We start from the raw sequence: 22,718 nt of genomic DNA, 5'->3' as shown, positions 1-22,718 counted from the left end.
GCTTCTGAAGTAAGAGCTTAGAAATGAGCATTCCATCGTGCTGATGGTGAATGTTGATTTCTAGTCTTTGACTAGTTCGTTCTTTAAAAATTTGGGTATGTGATAGAAAGATAGACTGAGAGCCACTTTCACTGGTGGTGATCAGGCTAAGGTAAAATTTGTGAGTTCTCTTAGTTGAGAAATTCGAATTTTCGGCGAATGTCGTCTTCACAGTATAACCAGATTGCTTGGGGTTATATGGTCAAGTGAAGAAGCGCATACGGTGGATGCCTTGGCAGTCAGAGGCGATGAAAGACGTGGTAGCCTGCGAAAAGCTTCGGGGAGTCGGCAAACAGACTTTGATCCGGAGATGTCTGAATGGGGGAACCCAGCCATCACAAGATGGTTATCTTGCACTGAATACATAGGTGCAAGAGGCGAACCAGGGGAACTGAAACATCTAAGTACCCTGAGGAAAAGAAATCAACCGAGATTCCCTTAGTAGTGGCGAGCGAACGGGGACTAGCCCTTAAGTGGCTTTGAGATTAGCGGAACGCTCTGGAAAGTGCGGCCATAGTGGGTGATAGCCCTGTACGCGAAAATCTCTTAGTCATGAAATCGAGTAGGACGGAGCACGAGAAACTTTGTCTGAATATGGGGGGACCATCCTCCAAGGCTAAATACTACTGACTGACCGATAGTGAACTAGTACCGTGAGGGAAAGGCGAAAAGAACCCCGGAGAGGGGAGTGAAATAGATCCTGAAACCGTATGCGTACAAGCAGTGGGAGCAGACTTTGTTCTGTGACTGCGTACCTTTTGTATAATGGGTCAGCGACTTATTTTCAGTGGCGAGCTTAACCGAATAGGGGAGGCGTAGCGAAAGCGAGTCTTAATAGGGCGTCTAGTCGCTGGGAATAGACCCGAAACCGGGCGATCTATCCATGGGCAGGTTGAAGGTTAGGTAACACTGACTGGAGGACCGAACCGACTACCGTTGAAAAGTTAGCGGATGACCTGTGGATCGGAGTGAAAGGCTAATCAAGCTCGGAGATAGCTGGTTCTCCTCGAAAGCTATTTAGGTAGCGCCTCATGTATCACTGTAGGGGGTAGAGCACTGTTTCGGCTAGGGGGTCATCCCGACTTACCAAACCGATGCAAACTCCGAATACCTACAAGTGCCGAGCATGGGAGACACACGGCGGGTGCTAACGTCCGTCGTGAAAAGGGAAACAACCCAGACCGTCAGCTAAGGTCCCAAAGTTATGGTTAAGTGGGAAACGATGTGGGAAGGCTTAGACAGCTAGGAGGTTGGCTTAGAAGCAGCCACCCTTTAAAGAAAGCGTAATAGCTCACTAGTCGAGTCGGCCTGCGCGGAAGATGTAACGGGGCTCAAACCATACACCGAAGCTACGGGTATCACGCAAGTGATGCGGTAGAGGAGCGTTCTGTAAGCCTGTGAAGGTGAGTTGAGAAGCTTGCTGGAGGTATCAGAAGTGCGAATGCTGACATGAGTAACGACAATGGGTGTGAAAAACACCCACGCCGAAAGACCAAGGTTTCCTGCGCAACGTTAATCGACGCAGGGTTAGTCGGTCCCTAAGGCGAGGCTGAAAAGCGTAGTCGATGGAAAACAGGTTAATATTCCTGTACTTCTGGTTATTGCGATGGAGGGACGGAGAAGGCTAGGCCAGCTTGGCGTTGGTTGTCCAAGTTTAAGGTGGTAGGCTGGAATCTTAGGTAAATCCGGGATTCTAAGGCCGAGAGCTGATGACGAGTTGCCTTTAGGCGACGAAGTGGTTGATGCCATGCTTCCAAGAAAAGCTTCTAAGCTTCAGATAACCAGGAACCGTACCCCAAACCGACACAGGTGGTTGGGTAGAGAATACCAAGGCGCTTGAGAGAACTCGGGTGAAGGAACTAGGCAAAATGGCACCGTAACTTCGGGAGAAGGTGCGCCGGTGAGGGTGAAGGACTTGCTCCGTAAGCCCATGCCGGTCGAAGATACCAGGCCGCTGCGACTGTTTATTAAAAACACAGCACTCTGCAAACACGAAAGTGGACGTATAGGGTGTGACGCCTGCCCGGTGCCGGAAGGTTAATTGATGGGGTTAGCTAACGCGAAGCTCTTGATCGAAGCCCCGGTAAACGGCGGCCGTAACTATAACGGTCCTAAGGTAGCGAAATTCCTTGTCGGGTAAGTTCCGACCTGCACGAATGGCGTAACGATGGCGGCGCTGTCTCCACCCGAGACTCAGTGAAATTGAAATCGCTGTGAAGATGCAGTGTATCCGCGGCTAGACGGAAAGACCCCGTGAACCTTTACTATAGCTTTGCACTGGACTTTGAATTTGCTTGTGTAGGATAGGTGGGAGGCTTTGAAGCGTGGACGCCAGTTCGCGTGGAGCCATCCTTGAAATACCACCCTGGCAACTTTGAGGTTCTAACTCAGGTCCGTTATCCGGATCGAGGACAGTGTATGGTGGGTAGTTTGACTGGGGCGGTCTCCTCCTAAAGAGTAACGGAGGAGTACGAAGGTGCGCTCAGACCGGTCGGAAATCGGTCGTAGAGTATAAAGGCAAAAGCGCGCTTGACTGCGAGACAGACACGTCGAGCAGGTACGAAAGTAGGTCTTAGTGATCCGGTGGTTCTGTATGGAAGGGCCATCGCTCAACGGATAAAAGGTACTCCGGGGATAACAGGCTGATACCGCCCAAGAGTTCATATCGACGGCGGTGTTTGGCACCTCGATGTCGGCTCATCACATCCTGGGGCTGAAGCCGGTCCCAAGGGTATGGCTGTTCGCCATTTAAAGTGGTACGCGAGCTGGGTTTAGAACGTCGTGAGACAGTTCGGTCCCTATCTGCCGTGGACGTTTGAGATTTGAGAGGGGCTGCTCCTAGTACGAGAGGACCGGAGTGGACGAACCTCTGGTGTTCCGGTTGTCACGCCAGTGGCATTGCCGGGTAGCTATGTTCGGAAAAGATAACCGCTGAAAGCATCTAAGCGGGAAACTTGCCTCAAGATGAGATCTCACTGGAACCTTGAGTTCCCTGAAGGGCCGTCGAAGACTACGACGTTGATAGGTTGGGTGTGTAAGCGCTGTGAGGCGTTGAGCTAACCAATACTAATTGCCCGTGAGGCTTGACCATATAACACCCAAGCAATTTGACTGCTCCTGAATAAAGAGCAGAGCCAGATTGCGGTGTGTGAAGACGAAAGAACCGAAAGTTCGATCTTGCAAAACACCGAAACCTATCCCATACCCAATTTGCTGAAGCGAGGCCATCCGGTCACGAGTCAGTACCCGAATTTCTTGACGACCATAGAGCGTTGGAACCACCTGATCCCATCCCGAACTCAGAAGTGAAACGATGCATCGCCGATGGTAGTGTGGGGTTTCCCCATGTGAGAGTAGGTCATCGTCAAGATTAAATTCCGAAACCCCAATTGCGAAAGCAGTTGGGGTTTTGTTTTGCCCGCAGGAAAGTGGGCTGTTTGAATTCTATGCAACAGCTCGGTGCATGGCTATTATTCGGGCCTCATTCCGAGGCGAGACCTGCATGCTGACGTTGTTGAACCTTCTGAAGGATGGGCAATTCCATTCCGGCCAGGCTCTGGGAGCCACCCTGGGAATTAGTCGAAGTGCGGTGTGGAAGCAGCTTCAGCATCTCGAGGCTGAGCTTGGGCTGTCCATACATAAAGTTCGAGGGCGAGGCTACCAGTTGGCTTCGCCGCTGGCGTTGCTCGACCCGCTCAAGATAGAGGAAAGTCTTGCAGGCTGGTCTGTGAGTGTCTTCAGCTCAATCGACTCTACTAACGCCGAATCGCTGCGCGCCGTTGAGCGCGGTCAAATGGCCCCCTTTCTGGTGCTGGCTGAACGACAAATATCCGGACGTGGGCGCAGAGGTCGCAAATGGGTAAGTCCGTTTGCCGAGAACCTCTATTACAGTCTCGTGTTGCGTATTGACGGTGGGATGCGCCAGCTTGAAGGGCTAAGTCTTGTTGTCGGTCTTGCGGTCATGCAAACCTTGCGAGCGCTTGGAGTGGCGGGTGCCGGGTTGAAGTGGCCCAATGACGTTTTGGTGGGGCGAAAAAAAATCGCGGGAATCTTGCTGGAGCTGGTTGGGGATCCGGCAGATGTGTGTCATGTGGTGCTGGGTATTGGCGTAAACGTGAACATGCAAACATCCGACGAGGTTGATCAGCAGTGGACATCGATAAGGCTCGAGTCGGGGAAGCCTTGTGATCGCAATAGTCTGGCGGTTGAGTTAAGTAAGCAGTTGCAACTTGATTTGCAGCGTCACCAATCAGGTGGTTTCTCAGCGCTTCAGGCAGAGTGGGAGGCGAGCCATTTATGGCAAGGGCAGCCGGTTTCTCTCACTGCCGGCGTCACTCAGATAGATGGCGTGGTGTTGGGGGTCGATAATCAAGGTGCGCTGCGATTGAAGGTAGATGGTGTGGAAAGAGTCTTTAGTGGTGGTGAGCTCAGCTTGAGGTTGCGTGATGATTCTTGAGCTTGATTGCGGAAACAGCTTTATCAAGTGGCGGGTGCTGAGTGCTTTGGCAGGTGTCTTGGTCGCGGAGGGTGTGGTCGATTCTGACCAGGCATTGATCGAGAGTCTTCGCTCGCTGGATAAGCTGTCTCTCGGTAAATGCCGCCTTGTCAGTGTAAGAACTGAAGACGAGACCAATTTGCTGATTGGTCTCCTCAAGCGTGAGTTCGATATATCCGTTGTTTGTGCGACACCGGCTCGCGAAATGTCTGGCGTCAAGAACGGCTATGAGGACTACGAGCGTCTGGGCCTTGATCGCTGGTTGGCGATGCTTGGCGGCTTTCATCTGGCTGGTGGGGCTTGCCTGGTTCTTGATTTTGGGACAGCGGTGACTGCTGATTTCATCTCGTCGGAGGGTGAGCACCTGGGAGGCTTCATTTGTCCTGGTATGCCATTGATGCGACATCAATTGCGTACGCATACTCGAAAGATTCGCTATGGCGACCTGGCGGCTGAGCGTGCATTGACGAGTCACGTTCCGGGGCGCAATACGGTCGAGGCGGTGGAGCGTGGCTGTTCGTTGATGCTCAGGGGATTCGTACTGACGCAGTTGGAGATGGCGCGTTCCTACTGGGGAGAAGGCTTCAGTGTTTTCATCACTGGAGGGGACGCCGAGCTGGTGTCGGATGTTGTGCCTGAGGCCAGGGTGGTTCCCGATTTAGTGTTCGTAGGTTTGGCTATGGCATGTCCTTTGTCCTGAGGTTTGTATGCGTTGGTTGTTTCTCCTGCTTCTTGTACTCAATGTGTTTTATTACGTCTGGCATCAGCAGGAGGCGCCATTGCGTGCAAAGGATGTCACGCCTCTGCGTCTTTATAGTGGCTCGCAGCAGGATATCCGTTTGCTGAGCGAGGCTGGTGATGCTGCGCGGGGCGTGAAGACTGATGGGCAGTGTCTATATGTAGGTGGGTTGAGTCGTCCTGAAACGGCACAAGCTCTGGGGCTGAGTCTGGCTGAGTTGGGAGTGAAGGTTCAGGCTGTACCTAAAGACCTTTCCAGCAATGCATATTGGTTCCGAATTACACCCGAAACCCAGCGTTTGCTGGGGGATGTTCAGATGCAAAACCTTTCCAAGGAATTCAATGAGTTAAAACATAAAATAATGCTGTGTGAGGGGGTTGCACCTGCGGAATAGTTTGCATAGAATGGCGCCCGCTCCACAGCGAAGACCTGAAAGGGTTTAAGCAGTGAGGTGATGTCAACGCAGCTAACCTCAGGTTTTTAAATGAGAAAATGCTTGACAAGGGTTTGGCATAGTATAGAATGCCGGCCTGATTAGGAGGGGTTCCCGAGCGGCCAAAGGGATCAGACTGTAAATCTGACGTCTACGACTTCGAAGGTTCGAATCCTTCTCCCTCCACCAGATTTTAGCGTGAGCTGCAGGCTCCGCGGGTATAGTTTAGTGGTAGAACCTCAGCCTTCCAAGCTGATGATGCGGGTTCGATTCCCGCTACCCGCTCCAAGTTTGCAGGTTGTGCAAAGTGTTACGCTCTTGTAGCTCAGTTGGTAGAGCACACCCTTGGTAAGGGTGAGGTCAGCGGTTCAAATCCGCTCAAGAGCTCCATATAACAAGGCAGATATGAAAATATCTGCCTTTGTTTTAATGGCTAGGGTTGTTTGCTTATTTCTTCTGTTAGGGGTGATATCGATGGCTAAGGAAAAATTTGATCGTTCCCTACCGCACGTCAACGTCGGAACTATCGGTCACGTTGATCACGGTAAAACCACTCTGACCGCTGCTCTGACTCGCGTCTGCTCCGAAGTTTTCGGTTCGGCCGTAGTTGAATTCGACAAGATCGACAGCGCTCCAGAAGAAAAAGCTCGCGGTATCACCATCAACACCGCGCACGTTGAGTACAACTCGAACATTCGTCACTACGCTCACGTTGACTGCCCAGGTCACGCTGACTACGTGAAGAATATGATCACCGGTGCTGCCCAGATGGACGGCGCGATCCTGGTTTGCTCGGCTGCCGATGGTCCGATGCCGCAAACTCGTGAGCACATCCTGCTGTCCCGTCAGGTAGGCGTTCCGTACATCGTGGTTTTCCTGAACAAGGCTGACCTGGTAGACGACGCAGAGCTGCTGGAACTGGTTGAGATGGAAGTTCGCGACCTGCTGTCCACCTACGACTTCCCGGGCGACGACACTCCGATCATCATCGGTTCGGCTCGTATGGCGCTGGAAGGCAAAGACGACAACGAAATGGGCACCACCGCTGTCAAGAAGCTGGTGGAAACTCTGGACAGCTACATCCCAGAGCCAGAGCGTGCTATCGACAAGCCATTCCTGATGCCAATCGAAGACGTGTTCTCGATCTCGGGTCGTGGCACCGTGGTAACTGGTCGTATCGAGCGTGGTATCGTCCGCGTTCAGGACGCCCTGGAAATCGTTGGTCTGCGTGACACCACCACCACCACCTGCACCGGTGTTGAGATGTTCCGCAAGCTGCTGGACGAAGGTCGTGCTGGCGAGAACTGCGGCGTTCTGCTGCGTGGTACCAAGCGTGACGACGTTGAGCGTGGTCAGGTTCTGGTTAAGCCAGGTTCGGTTAAGCCGCACACCAAGTTCACCGCAGAAGTTTACGTTCTGAGCAAGGAAGAAGGCGGTCGTCACACTCCGTTCTTCAAAGGCTACCGTCCACAGTTCTACTTCCGTACTACTGACGTGACTGGTAACTGCGAGCTGCCAGAAGGCGTTGAAATGGTAATGCCAGGTGACAACATTCAGATGACTGTTACCCTGATCAAAACCATCGCGATGGAAGATGGTCTGCGTTTCGCTATCCGTGAAGGCGGTCGTACCGTCGGCGCTGGCGTCGTAGCCAAAATCATCGAGTAAGTAGTTGTAATGTATTTTTCGGGCCGGCATAATGGTCGGCCTGATTTTGTTTTAGGTCAGTAGCTCAATTGGCAGAGCGACGGTCTCCAAAACCGTAGGTTGGGGGTTCGATTCCCTCCTGACCTGCCAGATTCACTCGGTGTGTCTGGCTTTCTTTTCACAGGATCTTCATAGATGACTCCTAAGGCTGAAGCTCAAGGCTCTCGCTTCGATCTGCTCAAGTGGCTTGTAGTGGTCGCTTTGGTGGTGGTTGGCGTTGTAGGCAATCAGTATTACTCTGCTTCGCCGATCCTGTACCGTGTACTCGCTTTGCTTGTCATTGCTGCTGTAGCTGCCTTTGTAGGTCTGCAGACTGCCAAGGGCAAGTCTTTCTTTGTACTGGTTAAGGAAGCTCGTACCGAGATTCGTAAAGTCGTATGGCCAACTCGCCAAGAAACCACGCAGACCACTCTGATTGTTGTGGCTGTTGTTCTGGTTATGGCGTTGCTGTTGTGGGGGCTTGATTCCCTGCTCGGCTGGCTTGTTTCCTTGATTGTCGGCTAAGGGTGTCCCGTGGCTAAGCGTTGGTACGTTGTGCATGCTTACTCGGGTTACGAGAAGCATGTCATGCGCTCGCTGATCGAGCGTGTAAAGCTGGCTGGCATGGAAGATGGCTTCGGCGAAATTCTGGTTCCCACTGAAGAAGTGGTTGAAATGCGTAATGGCCAGAAACGCAAAAGCGAACGCAAGTTCTTCCCTGGTTATGTGCTGGTGCAGATGGATATGAACGAGGGTACTTGGCACTTGGTCAAGGATACACCTCGGGTGATGGGTTTTATCGGCGGTACTGCTGACAAGCCTGCTCCAATCACTGATAAAGAAGCCGAGGCGATTCTGCGTCGCGTTGCTGACGGTAGCGACAAGCCGAAGCCGAAGACGTTGTTCGAGCCAGGTGAAACCGTTCGTGTCAATGACGGTCCTTTCGCTGACTTTAACGGCGTTGTTGAAGAAGTTAACTACGAAAAGAGCCGGATCCAAGTGGCAGTGCTCATTTTCGGTCGCTCTACTCCGGTAGAGTTGGAGTTCAGTCAGGTCGAAAAGGTCTAACTGGACAAGCATCCCAACCCCGCAGCCCTAGGCTGTGGGGTTTTGTCGTCACTGGGATAAACGCGCAAGTAACCGGGGAGCCTTTCGAGGCGTTCGAACCCGTAATTGGAGTGCCTCATGGCCAAGAAGATTACCGCTTACATCAAGCTGCAAGTGAAGGCCGCTCAGGCTAACCCAAGCCCACCTGTTGGTCCTGCTCTGGGTCAGCACGGCGTGAACATCATGGAATTCTGCAAGGCTTTCAACGCCCGTACCCAGGGTCTGGAAGCTGGTCTGCCGACTCCAGTGATCATCACTGTCTACAGCGACCGTAGTTTCACTTTCGAAACCAAATCCACCCCTGCTTCGGTTCTGCTGAAGAAGGCGGCCGGTCTGACCAGCGGTTCCGCTCGTCCGAACACCGTTAAGGTTGGCACTGTTACCCGTGCTCAGCTGGAAGAAATCGCGAAAACCAAAAACGCGGATCTGACTGCAGCTGATATGGATGCAGCCGTGCGCACTATCGCCGGTTCTGCTCGTAGCATGGGCCTTAACGTGGAGGGTGTGTAATGGCTAAGCTGACCAAGCGCCAAAAGGCTATCGCTGAAAAGATCGAAGCAGGCAAGTCCTACAACTTCGAAGAGGCCGCAACTCTGCTGGCTTCGCTGCCAGCTGCCAAGTTCGTCGAGTCGTTCGATGTGGCCGTTAACCTGGGCGTAGACCCGCGTAAATCCGACCAGGTCGTTCGTAGCGCTACTGTGCTGCCACACGGCACTGGCAAGACCGTTCGCGTTGCTGTGTTCACCCAGGGTCCAGCTGCCGAGGCCGCTCTGGCTGCCGGCGCTGACCGTGTAGGTATGGACGAGCTGGCTGCCGAAATGAAAGGCGGCGACCTGAACTATGACGTAGTGATCGCATCCCCGGATGCCATGCGCGTTGTAGGTCAACTGGGTCAGATCCTCGGTCCACGTGGTCTGATGCCTAACCCGAAAGTCGGCACCGTAACCCCAGACGTCGCTACCGCGGTTAAAAACGCCAAGGCTGGTCAGGTTCGTTATCGCACCGACAAAAACGGCATCATCCACACTTCCGTTGGCAAGATCGGCTTCGATGCCGTCAAGCTGAAGGAAAACGTTGAAGCCCTGATCGCTGACCTGAAGCGTATCAAGCCAGCTTCCTCGAAAGGTATCTACGTCAAGCGCGTTACCCTGAGCACCACCATGGGCCCAGGTCTGGTTATCGACCAGAGCTCGCTGGACGCGTAAGACAAAAATTGGCGCAGGTGACTGCGCCAATTGAAAGATTGGGGTCCCTGCCTGGCGGGGGCTATCCAAGACCGTAGGCGACGCAAGTCTTAAACCTCAAGCCTACGCAGATGGTGCTCCCGGTTCCTTACCGAATCAGACACCAAAACGACATTCGGTTTCGATCGAATGAAACGGTAACAAGCAGGAGTTAAACCCGTGGCAATTAATCTCGAAGACAAGAAGGCCATCGTCGCTGAAGTCAACGAGGCTGCCAAAGTCGCTCTGTCCGCTGTCGTGGTTGATGCCCGTGGCGTAACAGTAGGCGCAATGACCGGACTCCGTAAAGAGGCTCGTGAAGCTGGCGTTTACGTACGTGTTGTACGTAACACCCTGCTCAAGCGCGCTGTTGCTGGCACTTCGTACGAAGTGCTGAACGACGCGTTCACCGGCCCGACCCTGATCGCATTCTCCAACGAACACCCGGGCGCTGCTGCTCGTCTGTTCAAGGAATTTGCCAAGGGTCAGGATAAGTTCGAGATCAAGGCAGCTTCGTTCGAGGGCAAGTTCCTCGCAGCGAATGAGATCGACGTGCTGGCAAGCCTGCCAACTCGCGACGAAGCTATTGCGAAACTGATGAGCGTGATTCAAGGCGCTACCAGCAAGCTGGCTCGTACTCTGGCGGCAATTCGCGATCAGAAAGAAGCTGCTGCAGCCTGAGGCTGAGCGTTTCCAATCTCGCGTATTTTTGTTTATTTCGACGGCCGTACAGGCTGTCCACCAAATCAGGAATTGAGTCATGTCTCTGACTAACGAACAAATCATCGAAGCAATCGGCCAGAAAACCGTTCTGGAAGTTGTTGAGCTGATCAAAGCAATGGAAGAAACCTTCGGCGTGACCGCTGCTGTTGCTGCTGCTGGTCCAGCTGCTGCTGCCGCTGTTGTTGAAGAGCAAACCGAGTTCAACGTTGTTCTGGTTGAAGCCGGCGAGAAGAAAGTAAACGTGATCAAGGCAGTTCGTGAACTGACCGGTCTGGGCCTGAAAGAAGCCAAAGAGAAAGTCGACGGCGCTCCTCAGGTTGTAGCTGAAGGCGTTTCGAAAGAAGCTGCTGAAGACGCTAAGAAGAAGCTGGAAGAAGCAGGCGCTAAAGTCGAGCTGAAGTAAGCATCGACTTTGCTCCTCCAGCCCGAGCGTCAAGCGACAGGCTGATGGCTGGTGGCTCTTGCCACCGGCCTTTTTCCGTTATTGGCAGCCGACTCGGTCGGTGCCGATAACGAGCTGTAACCATCCGATGTGATGGCGCAAACCATGGGGTTTGCACGATTTTCTGGCTGCTCCCGTCGGGAGGGGCCAAACAAGCAGGTGACCAAGCTGGGGAACGCTGATGGCTTACTCATATACTGAGAAAAAACGTATCCGCAAGGACTTTAGCAAGTTGCCGGACGTCATGGATGTGCCTTACCTCCTGGCCATCCAGCTGGATTCGTATCGTGAATTCTTGCAAGCGGGAGCGACTAAAGATCAGTTCCGCGACGTGGGCCTGCATGCGGCCTTCAAATCCGTTTTCCCGATCATCAGCTACTCCGGCAATGCTGCGCTGGAGTACGTCGGTTATCGCCTGGGCGAACCGGCATTTGATGTCAAAGAATGCGTATTGCGCGGTGTAACTTTCGCCGTACCTTTGCGGGTAAAAGTGCGCCTGATCATTTTCGACAAAGAATCGTCGAACAAAGCGATCAAGGACATCAAAGAGCAAGAAGTCTACATGGGTGAAATCCCCCTGATGACTGAGAACGGTACCTTCGTAATCAACGGTACCGAGCGTGTGATCGTTTCCCAGTTGCACCGCTCCCCGGGCGTGTTCTTCGACCACGACCGTGGCAAGACGCACAGCTCCGGCAAACTGCTGTACTCCGCGCGCATCATTCCTTACCGCGGTTCCTGGCTGGACTTCGAGTTCGACCCGAAGGACTGCGTATTCGTACGTATCGACCGTCGTCGCAAGCTGCCGGCCTCGGTACTGCTGCGCGCGCTCGGCTATACCACCGAAGAAGTGCTGGACGCTTTCTACACCACCAACGTATTCCACGTTAAGGGCGAGACCCTGAGCCTGGAACTGGTACCTCAGCGTCTGCGCGGTGAAGTTGCTGTTCTCGATATTCAGGATGACAAAGGCAAGGTAATTGTCGAGCAGGGTCGTCGTATCACTGCCCGTCACATCAACCAGCTGGAAAAAGCCGGGATCAAAGAGCTGGACGTGCCTCTGGACTACGTCCTGGGTCGCACCACCGCCAAGGTCATCGTGCATCCGGCAACCGGCGAAATCCTGGCAGAGTGCAACACCGAGCTGACCACTGAAGTCCTGGCGAAAGTCGCCAAGGCCGGCGTCGTTCGCATCGAAACTCTATACACCAACGATATCGACTGCGGTCCGTTCGTCTCTGACACTCTGAAGATCGACTCCACCAGCAACCAATTGGAAGCGCTGGTCGAAATCTATCGCATGATGCGTCCAGGCGAGCCGCCAACCAAAGACGCTGCCGAAACCCTGTTCAACAACCTGTTCTTCAGCCCTGAGCGCTATGACCTGTCTGCGGTCGGCCGGATGAAGTTCAACCGTCGTATCGGTCGTACCGAGATCGAAGGTTCGGGCGTGCTGTGCAAGGAAGACATCGTCGCGGTACTGAAGACTCTGGTCGACATCCGTAACGGTAAAGGCATCGTCGACGACATCGACCACCTGGGTAACCGTCGTGTTCGCTGCGTAGGCGAAATGGCCGAGAACCAGTTCCGCGTTGGCCTGGTACGTGTTGAGCGTGCGGTCAAAGAGCGTCTGTCGATGGCTGAAAGCGAAGGCCTGATGCCGCAAGATCTGATCAACGCCAAGCCAGTGGCTGCGGCGGTGAAAGAGTTCTTCGGTTCCAGCCAGCTGTCGCAGTTCATGGACCAGAACAACCCGCTGTCCGAGATTACCCACAAGCGTCGTGTCTCCGCACTCGGCCCTGGCGGTCTGACTCGTGAGCGCGCGGGCTTCGAAGTTCGTGACGTACACCCGACTCACTACGGTCGTGTTTGTCCGATCGAAACGCCGGAAGGTCCGAACATCGGTCTGATCAACTCCCTGGCGGCTTACGCTCGCACCAACCAGTACGGCTTCCTCGAGAGCCCGTACCGTGTGGTGAAAGAGGGTGTGGTTACCGACGAGATCGTGTTCCTGTCCGCTATTGAAGAAGCCGATCACGTGATCGCGCAGGCTTCGGCGACCATGAACGACCAGAAAGTCCTGATCGACGAACTGGTAGCCGTACGTCACCTGAACGAATTCACCGTCAAGGCGCCTGAAGAAGTCACCTTGATGGACGTTTCGCCGAAGCAGGTAGTTTCGGTTGCAGCGTCGCTGATTCCGTTCCTCGAGCACGACGACGCCAACCGTGCGTTGATGGGTTCGAACATGCAGCGTCAGGCTGTACCAACCCTGCGTGCCGACAAGCCGCTGGTAGGTACCGGCATGGAGCGTAACGTGGCTCGCGACTCCGGCGTTTGCGTCGTGGCTCGTCGTGGCGGCGTGATCGACTCCGTTGATGCCAGCCGTATCGTGGTTCGTGTTGCCGATGACGAAGTTGAAACCGGTGAAGCCGGTGTCGACATCTACAACCTGACCAAATACACCCGCTCGAACCAGAACACCTGCATCAACCAGCGTCCGCTGGTGAGCAAGGGTGATCGCGTTCAGCGTAGCGACATCATGGCCGACGGCCCGTCCACCGACATGGGTGAACTGGCTCTGGGTCAGAACATGCGCATCGCGTTCATGGCATGGAACGGCTTCAACTTCGAAGACTCCATCTGCCTGTCCGAGCGTGTAGTTCAGGAAGACCGCTTCACCACGATCCACATTCAGGAACTGACCTGTGTGGCCCGTGACACCAAGCTTGGCCCAGAGGAAATCACTGCGGACATCCCGAACGTGGGTGAAGCTGCACTGAACAAGCTGGACGAAGCCGGTATCGTTTATGTAGGTGCTGAAGTTGGCGCAGGCGACATCCTGGTTGGTAAGGTCACTCCGAAAGGCGAGACCCAGCTGACTCCGGAAGAAAAACTGCTGCGCGCGATCTTCGGTGAAAAAGCCAGCGACGTTAAAGACACTTCCCTGCGTGTACCTACCGGTACCAAAGGTACTGTCATCGACGTGCAGGTCTTCACCCGTGACGGCGTTGAGCGTGATGCTCGTGCCCTGTCGATCGAGAAGACCCAGCTGGACGAGATCCGCAAGGATCTGAACGAAGAGTTCCGCATCGTTGAAGGCGCGACCTTCGAACGTCTGCGTTCCGCTCTGGTAGGCCACAAGGCTGAAGGCGGCGCGGGCCTGAAGAAAGGTCAGGACATCACCGACGAAGTACTCGACGGTCTTGAGCATGGTCAGTGGTTCAAACTGCGCATGGCTGAAGATGCTCTGAACGAGCAGCTCGAGAAGGCTCAGGCCTACATCGTTGATCGTCGCCGTCTGCTGGACGACAAGTTCGAAGACAAGAAGCGCAAACTGCAGCAGGGCGATGACCTGGCTCCAGGCGTGCTGAAGATCGTCAAGGTTTACCTGGCAATCCGTCGTCGCATCCAGCCGGGCGACAAGATGGCCGGTCGTCACGGTAACAAGGGTGTGGTCTCCGTGATCATGCCGGTTGAAGACATGCCGCACGATGCCAATGGCACCCCGGTCGACGTGGTCCTCAACCCGCTGGGCGTACCTTCGCGTATGAACGTTGGTCAGATCCTTGAAACCCACCTGGGCCTCGCGGCCAAAGGTCTGGGCGAGAAGATCAACCGGATGGTCGAAGAGCAGCGCAAAGTCGCTGAGCTGCGTACCTTCCTGGACGAGATCTACAACCAGATCGGCGGTCGTAACGAAGATCTGGACAGCTTCTCCGATCAGGAAATCCTGGATCTGGCGAAGAACCTGCGTGGCGGCGTTCCAATGGCCACTCCAGTGTTCGACGGTGCCAAGGAAAGCGAAATCAAGGCCATGCTGAAACTGGCGGACCTGCCAGAAAGCGGCCAGATGCAGCTGACCGACGGCCGTACCGGCAACAAGTTCGAGCGTCCAGTTACCGTTGGCTACATGTACATGCTGAAGCTGAACCACTTGGTAGACGACAAGATGCACGCGCGTTCTACCGGTTCGTACAGCCTGGTTACCCAGCAGCCGCTGGGTGGTAAGGCGCAGTTCGGTGGTCAGCGTTTCGGGGAGATGGAGGTCTGGGCACTGGAAGCATACGGTGCTGCTTACACTCTGCAAGAAATGCTCACAGTGAAGTCGGACGATGTGAACGGCCGGACCAAGATGTACAAAAACATCGTGGACGGCGATCACCGTATGGAGCCGGGCATGCCCGAGTCCTTCAACGTGTTGATCAAGGAAATTCGTTCCCTCGGCATCGATATCGATCTGGAAACCGAATAACACGTGACGCGATCGAGAGCGGGGCAGGATTGCCCGCTCTCTGCTCCGCCAGGAGGAAAGGCCTTGAAAGACCTACTGAATTTGCTGAAAAACCAGGGTCAAGTCGAAGAGTTCGACGCCATCCGTATCGGATTGGCCTCGCCTGAGATGATCCGCTCGTGGTCGTTCGGTGAAGTTAAAAAGCCGGAAACCATCAACTACCGTACGTTCAAACCTGAGCGTGACGGTCTGTTCTGCGCCAAGATCTTTGGCCCGGTAAAGGATTACGAGTGCCTGTGCGGTAAGTACAAGCGCTTGAAGCACCGTGGTGTGATCTGCGAGAAGTGCGGCGTTGAAGTTGCACTGGCCAAGGTTCGTCGTGAGCGCATGGCGCACATCGAACTGGCTTCGCCGGTTGCCCACATCTGGTTCCTGAAATCGCTGCCGTCCCGTATCGGCCTGCTGATGGACATGACCCTGCGTGATATCGAACGCGTTCTCTACTTCGAGAGCTATGTCGTTATCGATCCAGGCATGACCACTCTTGAAAAAGGTCAGCTGCTGAACGACGAGCAGTACTTCGAAGCGCTGGAAGAGTTCGGTGACGATTTCGACGCCCGCATGGGTGCTGAAGCTGTCCGTGAACTGCTGCACGCTATCGACCTGGAGCACGAGATTGGCCGTCTGCGTGAAGAGATTCCGCAAACCAACTCCGAAACCAAGATCAAGAAGCTGTCCAAGCGTCTGAAGTTGATGGAAGCCTTCCAGGGTTCCGGCAACCTGCCAGAGTGGATGGTGCTGACCGTTCTGCCGGTTCTGCCGCCAGATCTGCGTCCACTGGTTCCGCTGGATGGCGGTCGTTTCGCGACTTCCGACCTCAACGATCTGTATCGTCGAGTGATCAACCGTAACAACCGTTTGAAGCGCCTGCTGGATCTGTCCGCTCCGGACATCATCGTGCGCAACGAAAAGCGTATGTTGCAGGAAGCTGTCGACGCACTGCTCGACAACGGTCGTCGTGGCCGCGCTATCACTGGTTCGAACAAGCGTCCTCTGAAATCCCTGGCTGACATGATCAAGGGTAAGCAGGGTCGTTTCCGTCAGAACTTGCTCGGTAAGCGTGTTGACTACTCCGGTCGTTCGGTAATTACCGTAGGCCCGACCCTGCGTCTGCACCAGTGCGGTCTGCCGAAGAAAATGGCTCTCGAGCTGTTCAAACCGTTCATTTTCGGCAAGCTGGAAATGCGTGGTCTGGCGACCACCATCAAAGCGGCCAAGAAAATGGTCGAGCGCGAGCTGCCGGAAGTTTGGGACGTTCTCGCTGAAGTGATTCGCGAACACCCGGTTCTTCTCAACCGTGCACCGACCCTTCACCGTCTGGGTATCCAGGCTTTTGAACCGGTACTGATCGAAGGTAAGGCTATCCAGCTGCACCCTCTGGTCTGTGCTGCGTACAACGCCGACTTCGACGGCGACCAAATGGCCGTGCACGTACCGCTGACGCTGGAAGCCCAGCTCGAAGCGCGTGCGTTGATGATGTCGACCAACAACATTCTGTCGCCAGCCAACGGTGAGCCAATCATCGTTCCGTCGCAGGACGTTGTATTGGGTCTGTACTACATGACTCGTGAAGCGATCAACGCCAAGGGCGAAGGTCGTGTGTTCGCGGATCTGCAGGAAGTTGACCGTGTGTTCCGTGCCGGCGAAGCCGCACTGCACGCCAAGATCAAGGTTCGTATCAACGAAACCGTGAACGATCGTGACGGCAACAGCGTGAACAACACCCGTATCGTCGACACCACTGTCGGCCGTGCGCTGCTGTTCCAGGTTGTGCCAAAAGGTCTGTCGTTCGACGTCGTCAACCTGCCGATGAAGAAAAAGGCGATCTCCAAGCTGATCAACCAGTGCTACCGCGTGGTTGGTCTGAAAGAGACCGTGATCTTCGCTGACCAGTTGATGTACACCGGTTTTGCCTACTCGACCATTTCCGGCGTTTCCATCGGTGTTAACGACTTCGTTATCCCGGATGAAAAAGCCCGCATCATCGGTGCTGCCACCGACGAAGTGAAAGAGATCGAGAGCCAGTACGCGTCGGGCCTGGTAACCCAGGGCGAGAAGTACAACAAAGTGATCGACCTTTGGTCGAAAGCGAACGACGAAGTCTCCAAGGCGATGATGGCCAACCTCTCGAAAGAGAAAGTCATCGACCGTCACGGCGACGAAGTCGAGCAGGAATCGTTCAACTCGATGTACATGATGGCCGACTCGGGTGCGCGGGGTTCCGCAGCACAGATTCGTCAGCTGGCCGGTATGCGTGGTCTGATGGCCAAGCCGGACGGTTCCATCATCGAAACGCCAATTACCGCGAACTTCCGTGAAGGTCTGAGCGTACTCCAGTACTTCATCTCGACTCACGGTGCTCGTAAGGGTCTGGCGGATACCGCGTTGAAAACCGCGAACTCCGGTTACCTGACTCGTCGTCTGGTAGACGTGGCGCAGGATCTGGTCGTGACCGAGATCGATTGCGGCACCGAGCACGGCCTGGTAATGACTCCGCACATTGAAGGCGGTGACGTTGTAGAGCCGCTGGGTGAGCGCGTATTGGGTCGTGTCATTGCCCGTGACGTATTCAAGCCGGGTACCGAGGACGTCATCGTTCCTGCCGGCACTCTGGTAGACGAGAAGTGGGTCGAGTTCATCGAGCTGAACAGCATCGACGAAGTGATCGTGCGTTCGCCGATCAGCTGCGAAACCCGCTACGGCATCTGCGCCAAGTGCTACGGCCGTGACCTGGCTCGTGGTCACCAGGTGAACATCGGTGAGTCGGTCGGCGTAATCGCTGCCCAGTCCATCGGTGAGCCGGGTACCCAGCTGACGATGCGTACGTTCCACATCGGTGGTGCGGCAAGCCGTACTTCTGCAGCCGACAGCGTTCAGGTGAAGAACGGCGGTACCGTCCGTCTGCACAACCTGAAGCACGTTGAGCGTGTGGACGGCAACCTGGTTGCCGTGTCCCGTTCCGGTGAGCTGGCGATTGCTGACGACTTCGGTCGTGAGCGCGAGCGTTACAAGCTGCCGTACGGTGCTGTGATTTCGGTTAAAGAAGGTGACAAGGTCGACGCTGGCGCCATCGTGGCCAAGTGGGATCCGCACACTCACCCGATCGTTACCGAAATGAAAGGTACCGTGACCTACGTGGGCATGGAAGAAGGCATCACGATCAAGCGTCAGACTGACGAATTGACCGGTATGACCAACATTGAAGTACTTGATCCGAAAGATCGTCCAGCTGCCGGCAAGGACATTCGTCCTGCTGTGAAGATGGTCGATGACAACGGCAAGGATCTGTTGCTGCCAGGCACTGACGTTATCGCTCAGTACTTCCTGCCAGCCAACGCCCTGGTCGGTGTTGCGGACGGTGCGAAGATTGCGATCGGTGATGTTATCGCTCGTATCCCGCAGGAAACTTCGAAGACCCGTGACATCACCGGTGGTCTGCCGCGTGTTGCCGACCTGTTCGAAGCCCGTCGTCCGAAAGAAGCGTCGATTCTGGCTGAAGTCAGCGGCACCATCGCGTTCGGTAAAGAGACCAAGGGCAAGCGCCGTCTGGTCATCACCCCGAACGACGGTAGCGATCCGTACGAAGAGCTGATTCCGAAGTGGCGTCACCTGAACGTGTTCGAAGGCGAACAGGTAAACCGCGGCGAAGTTATCTCCGACGGTCCGAGCGATCCGCACGACATCCTGCGTCTGCTGGGTGTGAGCGCGCTGGCCAAGTACATCGTTAACGAGATCCAGGACGTTTACCGTCTGCAGGGCGTGAAGATCAACGACAAGCACATCGAGACCATCCTGCGTCAGATGCTGCGTAAAGTTGAGATCTCCGAGTCCGGCGACTCCAGCTTCATCAAGGGCGACCAGATGGAACTGACTCACGTCCTGGTAGAGAACGAGCGTCTGAACGCGGAAGACAAGTTTGTCTCCAAGTTCACCCGCGTTCTGCTGGGTATCACCAAGGCGTCGTTGTCGACCGAATCGTTCATCTCGGCGGCTTCCTTCCAGGAAACCACCCGCGTACTGACCGAAGCGGCCGTAACCGGCAAGCGCGATTACCTGCGCGGCCTGAAAGAAAACGTGGTTGTGGGTCGTCTGATCCCGGCCGGTACCGGTCTGGCTTATCACAGCGAGCGCAAGCGTCGCCGTGATGCAGACAAGCCGTTGCGCGTAAGCGCCAGTGAAGTGGAAGCTGCACTGACCGAAGCGCTGAACTCGAGCGGTAACTGAGTTCTGCGATAAATGAGCTGAGGCCCTGATCTAACCGTTCATCGAATCGAGACAATTTGTCGAGGTTCGACGAGCGGGGAGGTCGGGGCCTTGCCTTGACTGGGGACAAGATCCTCTTTAGACTCTTGATCCCCTAAATTTGGCGGGAATCCGTTCCTGCCATTTTGCTTTTCTTGCAAGACAATAGCGTCGCAAGACAACAGTGGAGCTAGTAGATGGCAACTATCAACCAGCTGGTACGTCAGCCGCGTAAGCGTATCGTCGAGAAATCCGACGTGCCTGCGCTGCAGAACTGCCCGCAACGTCGTGGCGTGTGCACCCGTGTGTACACCACTACGCCGAAAAAACCTAACTCGGCACTGCGTAAAGTATGCCGTGTGCGTCTGACCAACGGTTTCGAGGTTTCCTCGTACATCGGTGGTGAAGGCCACAACCTGCAAGAGCACAGCGTGGTACTGATCCGCGGCGGTCGTGTAAAAGACTTGCCAGGTGTTCGTTACCACACCGTTCGCGGCTCCTTGGATACTTCCGGCGTTAAAGGCCGTAACCAGGGTCGTTCGAAGTACGGTACCAAGCGTCCGAAGTAATCGGCCGTTTTGCAGATTTTCATTTTATTGAGTCGATAAGAGTAAGGTCGGGCGCGAATCCTCAAGGATCTGTCCCGAACTAACCTGAAGACCGTTTGAGGGCTTATCAATGCCAAGACGTCGCGTAGCAGCAAAGCGTGAGATTCTGGACGATCCGAAATACGGAAGCCAAATCCTCGCCAAATTCATGAACCACGTTATGGAAAGCGGCAAGAAAGCCGTTGCCGAGCGTATCGTTTATGGTGCCCTGGAAACCGTTGCGGCTCGCAAGACCGGCACCGATCCCCTGGAACTCTTCGAAAAAGCACTCGACGCCATCGCTCCGCTGGTCGAAGTGAAGTCGCGCCGCGTTGGTGGTGCTACTTACCAGGTTCCGGTCGAAGTTCGTCCGTCCCGTCGTAACGCTCTGGCAATGCGCTGGTTGGTAGACTTCGCCCGCAAGCGTGGCGAGAAGTCTATGGCTCTGCGCTTGGCTGGCGAGCTGCTGGATGCTGCTGAAGGTAAAGGTGCTGCTGTTAAGAAGCGTGAAGACGTGCACCGTATGGCCGAAGCTAACAAAGCTTTCTCGCACTACCGCTTCTAATTTTAGCTTCACTAATTTTGCGAGGGCTTTATGGCTCGTACTACTCCGATTAGTCGCTACCGTAACATCGGTATCGTCGCTCACGTGGATGCTGGTAAAACCACCACCACCGAGCGCGTCCTTTTTTACACTGGCAAAAGTCACAAAATGGGCGAGGTGCATGACGGCGCCGCGACCACAGACTGGATGGTTCAGGAGCAGGAGCGTGGTATTACCATTACTTCTGCTGCCATTACCGCCTTCTGGAAAGGTTCCGAGAAGCAGTACCCGCACGAGCATCGCTTCAACGTAATCGATACCCCGGGCCACGTAGACTTCACTATTGAAGTAGAACGTTCCCTGCGCGTACTCGACGGCGCTGTCGTTGTGTTCTGCGGTACTTCGGGTGTTGAGCCTCAGTCGGAAACCGTATGGCGTCAAGCCAACAAATACGGCGTTCCACGTCTTGTTTACGTAAACAAGATGGACCGTGCTGGTGCCAACTTCCTGCGCGTGATCGGTCAGATCAAACAGCGTCTGGGTCACACTCCGGTGCCGATCCAGCTGGCTATCGGTTCGGAAGACAACTTCCAGGGCCAGATCGACCTGATCAACATGCAAGCTGTTTACTGGAACGACTCTGACAAGGGTATGGTTCCTGTTCGCAAGGAAATCCCTGCGGACATGCTCGAGCTGGCCACTGAATGGCGCAGCAACATGGTTGAAGCTGCGGCTGAAGCCAGTGAAGAGCTGATGAACAAGTACCTGGAAGGTGAAGAGCTGTCGATCGCCGAGATCAAGGCTGCTCTGCGTCAGCGTACTATCGCTGGCGAAATCGTTCTGGCTGTTTGCGGTTCGTCCTTCAAGAACAAGGGTGTTCCCCTGGTTCTCGACGCCGTTATCGACTTCCTGCCTGCTCCGACCGACATTCCTGCTATCAAGGGTTCCAACCCTGATAACGAGGAAGAAGAGATGGAGCGTCATGCAAGTGACGACGAGCCGTTCGCGGCTTTGGCGTTCAAGATCGCTACCGACCCATTCGTGGGTACTCTGACCTTCGTCCGCGTTTACTCGGGCGTGTTGAACTCCGGCGACGGCGTGATCAACTCGGTCAAAGGCAAGAAAGAGCGCGTGGGTCGTATGGTGCAAATGCACGCAAACGCCCGTGAAGAGATCAAGGAAGTACGCGCTGGCGACATCGCGGCCCTGATCGGCATGAAGGACGTCACCACTGGTGAAACCCTCTGCAACGCTGACAAGCCAATCATCCTGGTTCGCATGGACTTCCCGGAGCCGGTTATTTCGGTTGCCGTAGAGCCTAAGACCAAGGATGACCAGGAAAAAATGGGTATCGCTCTGGGCAAGCTGGCTCAGGAAGACCCGTCTTTCCGCGTTAAAACTGATGAAGAGACTGGTCAAACGATCATCTCCGGCATGGGCGAGCTGCACCTGGACATCCTGGTTGACCGGATGCGCCGTGAGTTCAACGTCGAAGCCAACATCGGCAAGCCTCAAGTTTCGTACCGTGAGCGCATCACGAAGAACTGCGAAATCGAAGGCAAGTTCGTTCGTCAGTCCGGTGGTCGTGGCCAGTTCGGTCACTGCTGGATTCGCTTTGCTCCTGCTGACGAAGGTCAGGAGGGTCTGCAATTCCTGAACGAAGTAGTAGGTGGTGTGGTTCCTAAGGAATACATCCCGGCTATCCAGAAGGGTATCGAAGAGCAGATGAAGAACGGCGTTGTTGCCGGCTATCCGCTGATCGGCCTGAAGGCTACCGTGTTCGATGGTTCTTACCACGACGTCGACTCCAACGAGATGGCGTTTAAAGTGGCTGCCTCCATGGCGACCAAGCAACTGGCCCAGAAGGGCGGTGGTGAGTTGCTCGAGCCGATCATGGCGGTAGAGGTTGTTACGCCTGAAGACTATATGGGTGACGTGATGGGCGACCTTAACCGTCGTCGCGGCATGATCCAGGGTATGGAAGACACAGTGTCCGGCAAGGTTATCCGTGCCGAAGTTCCACTGGGTGAGATGTTCGGTTATGCGACCGACGTTCGTTCCATGTCTCAGGGTCGCGCAAGCTACTCTATGGAATTCAAAAAATACGATACGGCTCCGTCGCACATCGTCGAATCCGTTACCAAAAAACAAGGCTGATTCAGCC

Annotated in this window: 15 protein-coding genes, 4 tRNA genes and 2 rRNA genes; all 21 read left to right on the top strand. The window is 54.8% G+C overall.

Going from position 1 to position 22,718, the window contains the following annotated elements; all coding sequences use genetic code 11:
* Positions 1-239: 239 nt before the first annotated feature.
* Positions 240-3,130, top strand: a 23S ribosomal RNA gene (locus tag DLD99_RS26005).
* Between the two features lie 163 nt (positions 3,131-3,293).
* A 5S ribosomal RNA gene (rrf, locus tag DLD99_RS26000) occupies positions 3,294-3,409 on the top strand.
* A gap of 132 nt (positions 3,410-3,541) precedes the next feature.
* Positions 3,542-4,495: a bifunctional biotin--[acetyl-CoA-carboxylase] ligase/biotin operon repressor BirA gene (gene birA / locus DLD99_RS25995; RefSeq protein ID WP_114885848.1), complete on the top strand. Its 954-nt coding sequence runs from the start codon at positions 3,542-3,544 to the stop codon at positions 4,493-4,495.
* Positions 4,485-5,234 carry a pantothenate kinase gene (locus DLD99_RS25990; RefSeq protein ID WP_114885846.1) on the top strand — a complete coding sequence of 250 codons (750 nt, stop codon included), beginning with the start codon at positions 4,485-4,487 and terminating at the stop codon, positions 5,232-5,234. The genes birA and DLD99_RS25990 overlap by 11 nt, the downstream gene beginning before the upstream one ends.
* Positions 5,235-5,241: 7 nt before the next feature.
* A complete protein-coding gene (locus DLD99_RS25985) occupies positions 5,242-5,667 on the top strand; it encodes a hypothetical protein (protein WP_114885845.1) in 426 nt (141 codons plus the stop codon).
* A gap of 143 nt (positions 5,668-5,810) precedes the next feature.
* A tRNA-Tyr gene (locus DLD99_RS25980) sits at positions 5,811-5,895 on the top strand.
* A gap of 25 nt (positions 5,896-5,920) precedes the next feature.
* Positions 5,921-5,994: transfer RNA gene (locus DLD99_RS25975), tRNA-Gly, on the top strand.
* 26 nt (positions 5,995-6,020) lie between these two features.
* Positions 6,021-6,096, top strand: a tRNA-Thr gene (locus DLD99_RS25970).
* Positions 6,097-6,180: 84 nt separating this feature from the next.
* Positions 6,181-7,374: an elongation factor Tu gene (tuf, locus tag DLD99_RS25965; protein ID WP_010220303.1), complete on the top strand. Its 1,194-nt coding sequence runs from the start codon at positions 6,181-6,183 to the stop codon at positions 7,372-7,374.
* Between the two features lie 53 nt (positions 7,375-7,427).
* Positions 7,428-7,503, top strand: a tRNA-Trp gene (locus tag DLD99_RS25960).
* Positions 7,504-7,548: 45 nt separating this feature from the next.
* Positions 7,549-7,917 carry a preprotein translocase subunit SecE gene (secE, locus tag DLD99_RS25955; RefSeq protein ID WP_007916493.1) on the top strand — a complete coding sequence of 123 codons (369 nt, stop codon included), beginning with the start codon at positions 7,549-7,551 and terminating at the stop codon, positions 7,915-7,917.
* Positions 7,918-7,926: 9 nt separating this feature from the next.
* On the top strand, positions 7,927-8,460 hold the full coding sequence (gene nusG / locus DLD99_RS25950; protein ID WP_007957598.1) for a transcription termination/antitermination protein NusG: 534 nt from the start codon (positions 7,927-7,929) through the stop codon (positions 8,458-8,460).
* 117 nt (positions 8,461-8,577) lie between these two features.
* Positions 8,578-9,009, top strand: coding sequence for a 50S ribosomal protein L11 (rplK, locus tag DLD99_RS25945; protein ID WP_003228756.1), 432 nt, complete (start codon positions 8,578-8,580; stop codon positions 9,007-9,009).
* Positions 9,009-9,704, top strand: coding sequence for a 50S ribosomal protein L1 (gene rplA, locus DLD99_RS25940; RefSeq protein ID WP_011336175.1), 696 nt, complete (start codon positions 9,009-9,011; stop codon positions 9,702-9,704). Before rplK ends, rplA begins: the two co-directional genes overlap by 1 nt.
* 198 nt (positions 9,705-9,902) lie before the next feature.
* A complete protein-coding gene (rplJ, locus tag DLD99_RS25935; RefSeq protein WP_011336174.1) occupies positions 9,903-10,403 on the top strand; it encodes a 50S ribosomal protein L10 in 501 nt (166 codons plus the stop codon).
* 79 nt (positions 10,404-10,482) lie between these two features.
* A complete protein-coding gene (gene rplL / locus DLD99_RS25930) occupies positions 10,483-10,848 on the top strand; it encodes a 50S ribosomal protein L7/L12 (protein WP_007957596.1) in 366 nt (121 codons plus the stop codon).
* A gap of 220 nt (positions 10,849-11,068) precedes the next feature.
* Positions 11,069-15,142, top strand: a complete 4,074-nt coding sequence (rpoB, locus tag DLD99_RS25925) for a DNA-directed RNA polymerase subunit beta (RefSeq protein ID WP_085712353.1) — start codon at positions 11,069-11,071, stop codon at positions 15,140-15,142.
* A 63-nt stretch (positions 15,143-15,205) separates the two neighbouring features.
* A complete protein-coding gene (gene rpoC, locus DLD99_RS25920) occupies positions 15,206-19,405 on the top strand; it encodes a DNA-directed RNA polymerase subunit beta' (RefSeq protein ID WP_085712352.1) in 4,200 nt (1,399 codons plus the stop codon).
* A gap of 215 nt (positions 19,406-19,620) precedes the next feature.
* Entirely contained in the window at positions 19,621-19,992 is a 372-nt protein-coding gene (rpsL, locus tag DLD99_RS25915) for a 30S ribosomal protein S12 (RefSeq protein ID WP_003186084.1), read from the top strand.
* A 109-nt stretch (positions 19,993-20,101) separates the two neighbouring features.
* Positions 20,102-20,575, top strand: coding sequence for a 30S ribosomal protein S7 (rpsG, locus tag DLD99_RS25910; protein WP_007957592.1), 474 nt, complete (start codon positions 20,102-20,104; stop codon positions 20,573-20,575).
* Positions 20,576-20,605: 30 nt separating this feature from the next.
* The gene (fusA, locus tag DLD99_RS25905; RefSeq protein ID WP_085712351.1) at positions 20,606-22,711 is read left to right on the top strand and encodes an elongation factor G; all 2,106 of its coding nucleotides are present in this window, start codon (positions 20,606-20,608) and stop codon (positions 22,709-22,711) included.
* The last annotated feature ends 7 nt before the right edge of the window (positions 22,712-22,718 follow it).

The organism is Pseudomonas kribbensis (assembly GCF_003352185.1).
GTDB classification, from domain to species: domain Bacteria; phylum Pseudomonadota; class Gammaproteobacteria; order Pseudomonadales; family Pseudomonadaceae; genus Aquipseudomonas; species Aquipseudomonas kribbensis.
The sequence above is the reverse complement of the archived record's forward strand: the minus strand, read 5'-3'. Positions and strand labels throughout refer to the sequence as shown.

Coding starts and splice junctions, on each gene's coding strand:
- birA (WP_114885848.1), top strand. CDS start 3,542: ATGCTGACGTTGTTGAACCTTCTGAAGGATGGGCAATTCCATTCCGGC.
- DLD99_RS25990 (WP_114885846.1), top strand. CDS start 4,485: ATGATTCTTGAGCTTGATTGCGGAAACAGCTTTATCAAGTGGCGGGTG.
- DLD99_RS25985 (WP_114885845.1), top strand. CDS start 5,242: ATGCGTTGGTTGTTTCTCCTGCTTCTTGTACTCAATGTGTTTTATTAC.
- tuf (WP_010220303.1), top strand. CDS start 6,181: ATGGCTAAGGAAAAATTTGATCGTTCCCTACCGCACGTCAACGTCGGA.
- secE (WP_007916493.1), top strand. CDS start 7,549: ATGACTCCTAAGGCTGAAGCTCAAGGCTCTCGCTTCGATCTGCTCAAG.
- rplK (WP_003228756.1), top strand. CDS start 8,578: ATGGCCAAGAAGATTACCGCTTACATCAAGCTGCAAGTGAAGGCCGCT.
- rplA (WP_011336175.1), top strand. CDS start 9,009: ATGGCTAAGCTGACCAAGCGCCAAAAGGCTATCGCTGAAAAGATCGAA.
- rplL (WP_007957596.1), top strand. CDS start 10,483: ATGTCTCTGACTAACGAACAAATCATCGAAGCAATCGGCCAGAAAACC.
- rpoB (WP_085712353.1), top strand. CDS start 11,069: ATGGCTTACTCATATACTGAGAAAAAACGTATCCGCAAGGACTTTAGC.
- rpsL (WP_003186084.1), top strand. CDS start 19,621: ATGGCAACTATCAACCAGCTGGTACGTCAGCCGCGTAAGCGTATCGTC.
- rpsG (WP_007957592.1), top strand. CDS start 20,102: ATGCCAAGACGTCGCGTAGCAGCAAAGCGTGAGATTCTGGACGATCCG.
- fusA (WP_085712351.1), top strand. CDS start 20,606: ATGGCTCGTACTACTCCGATTAGTCGCTACCGTAACATCGGTATCGTC.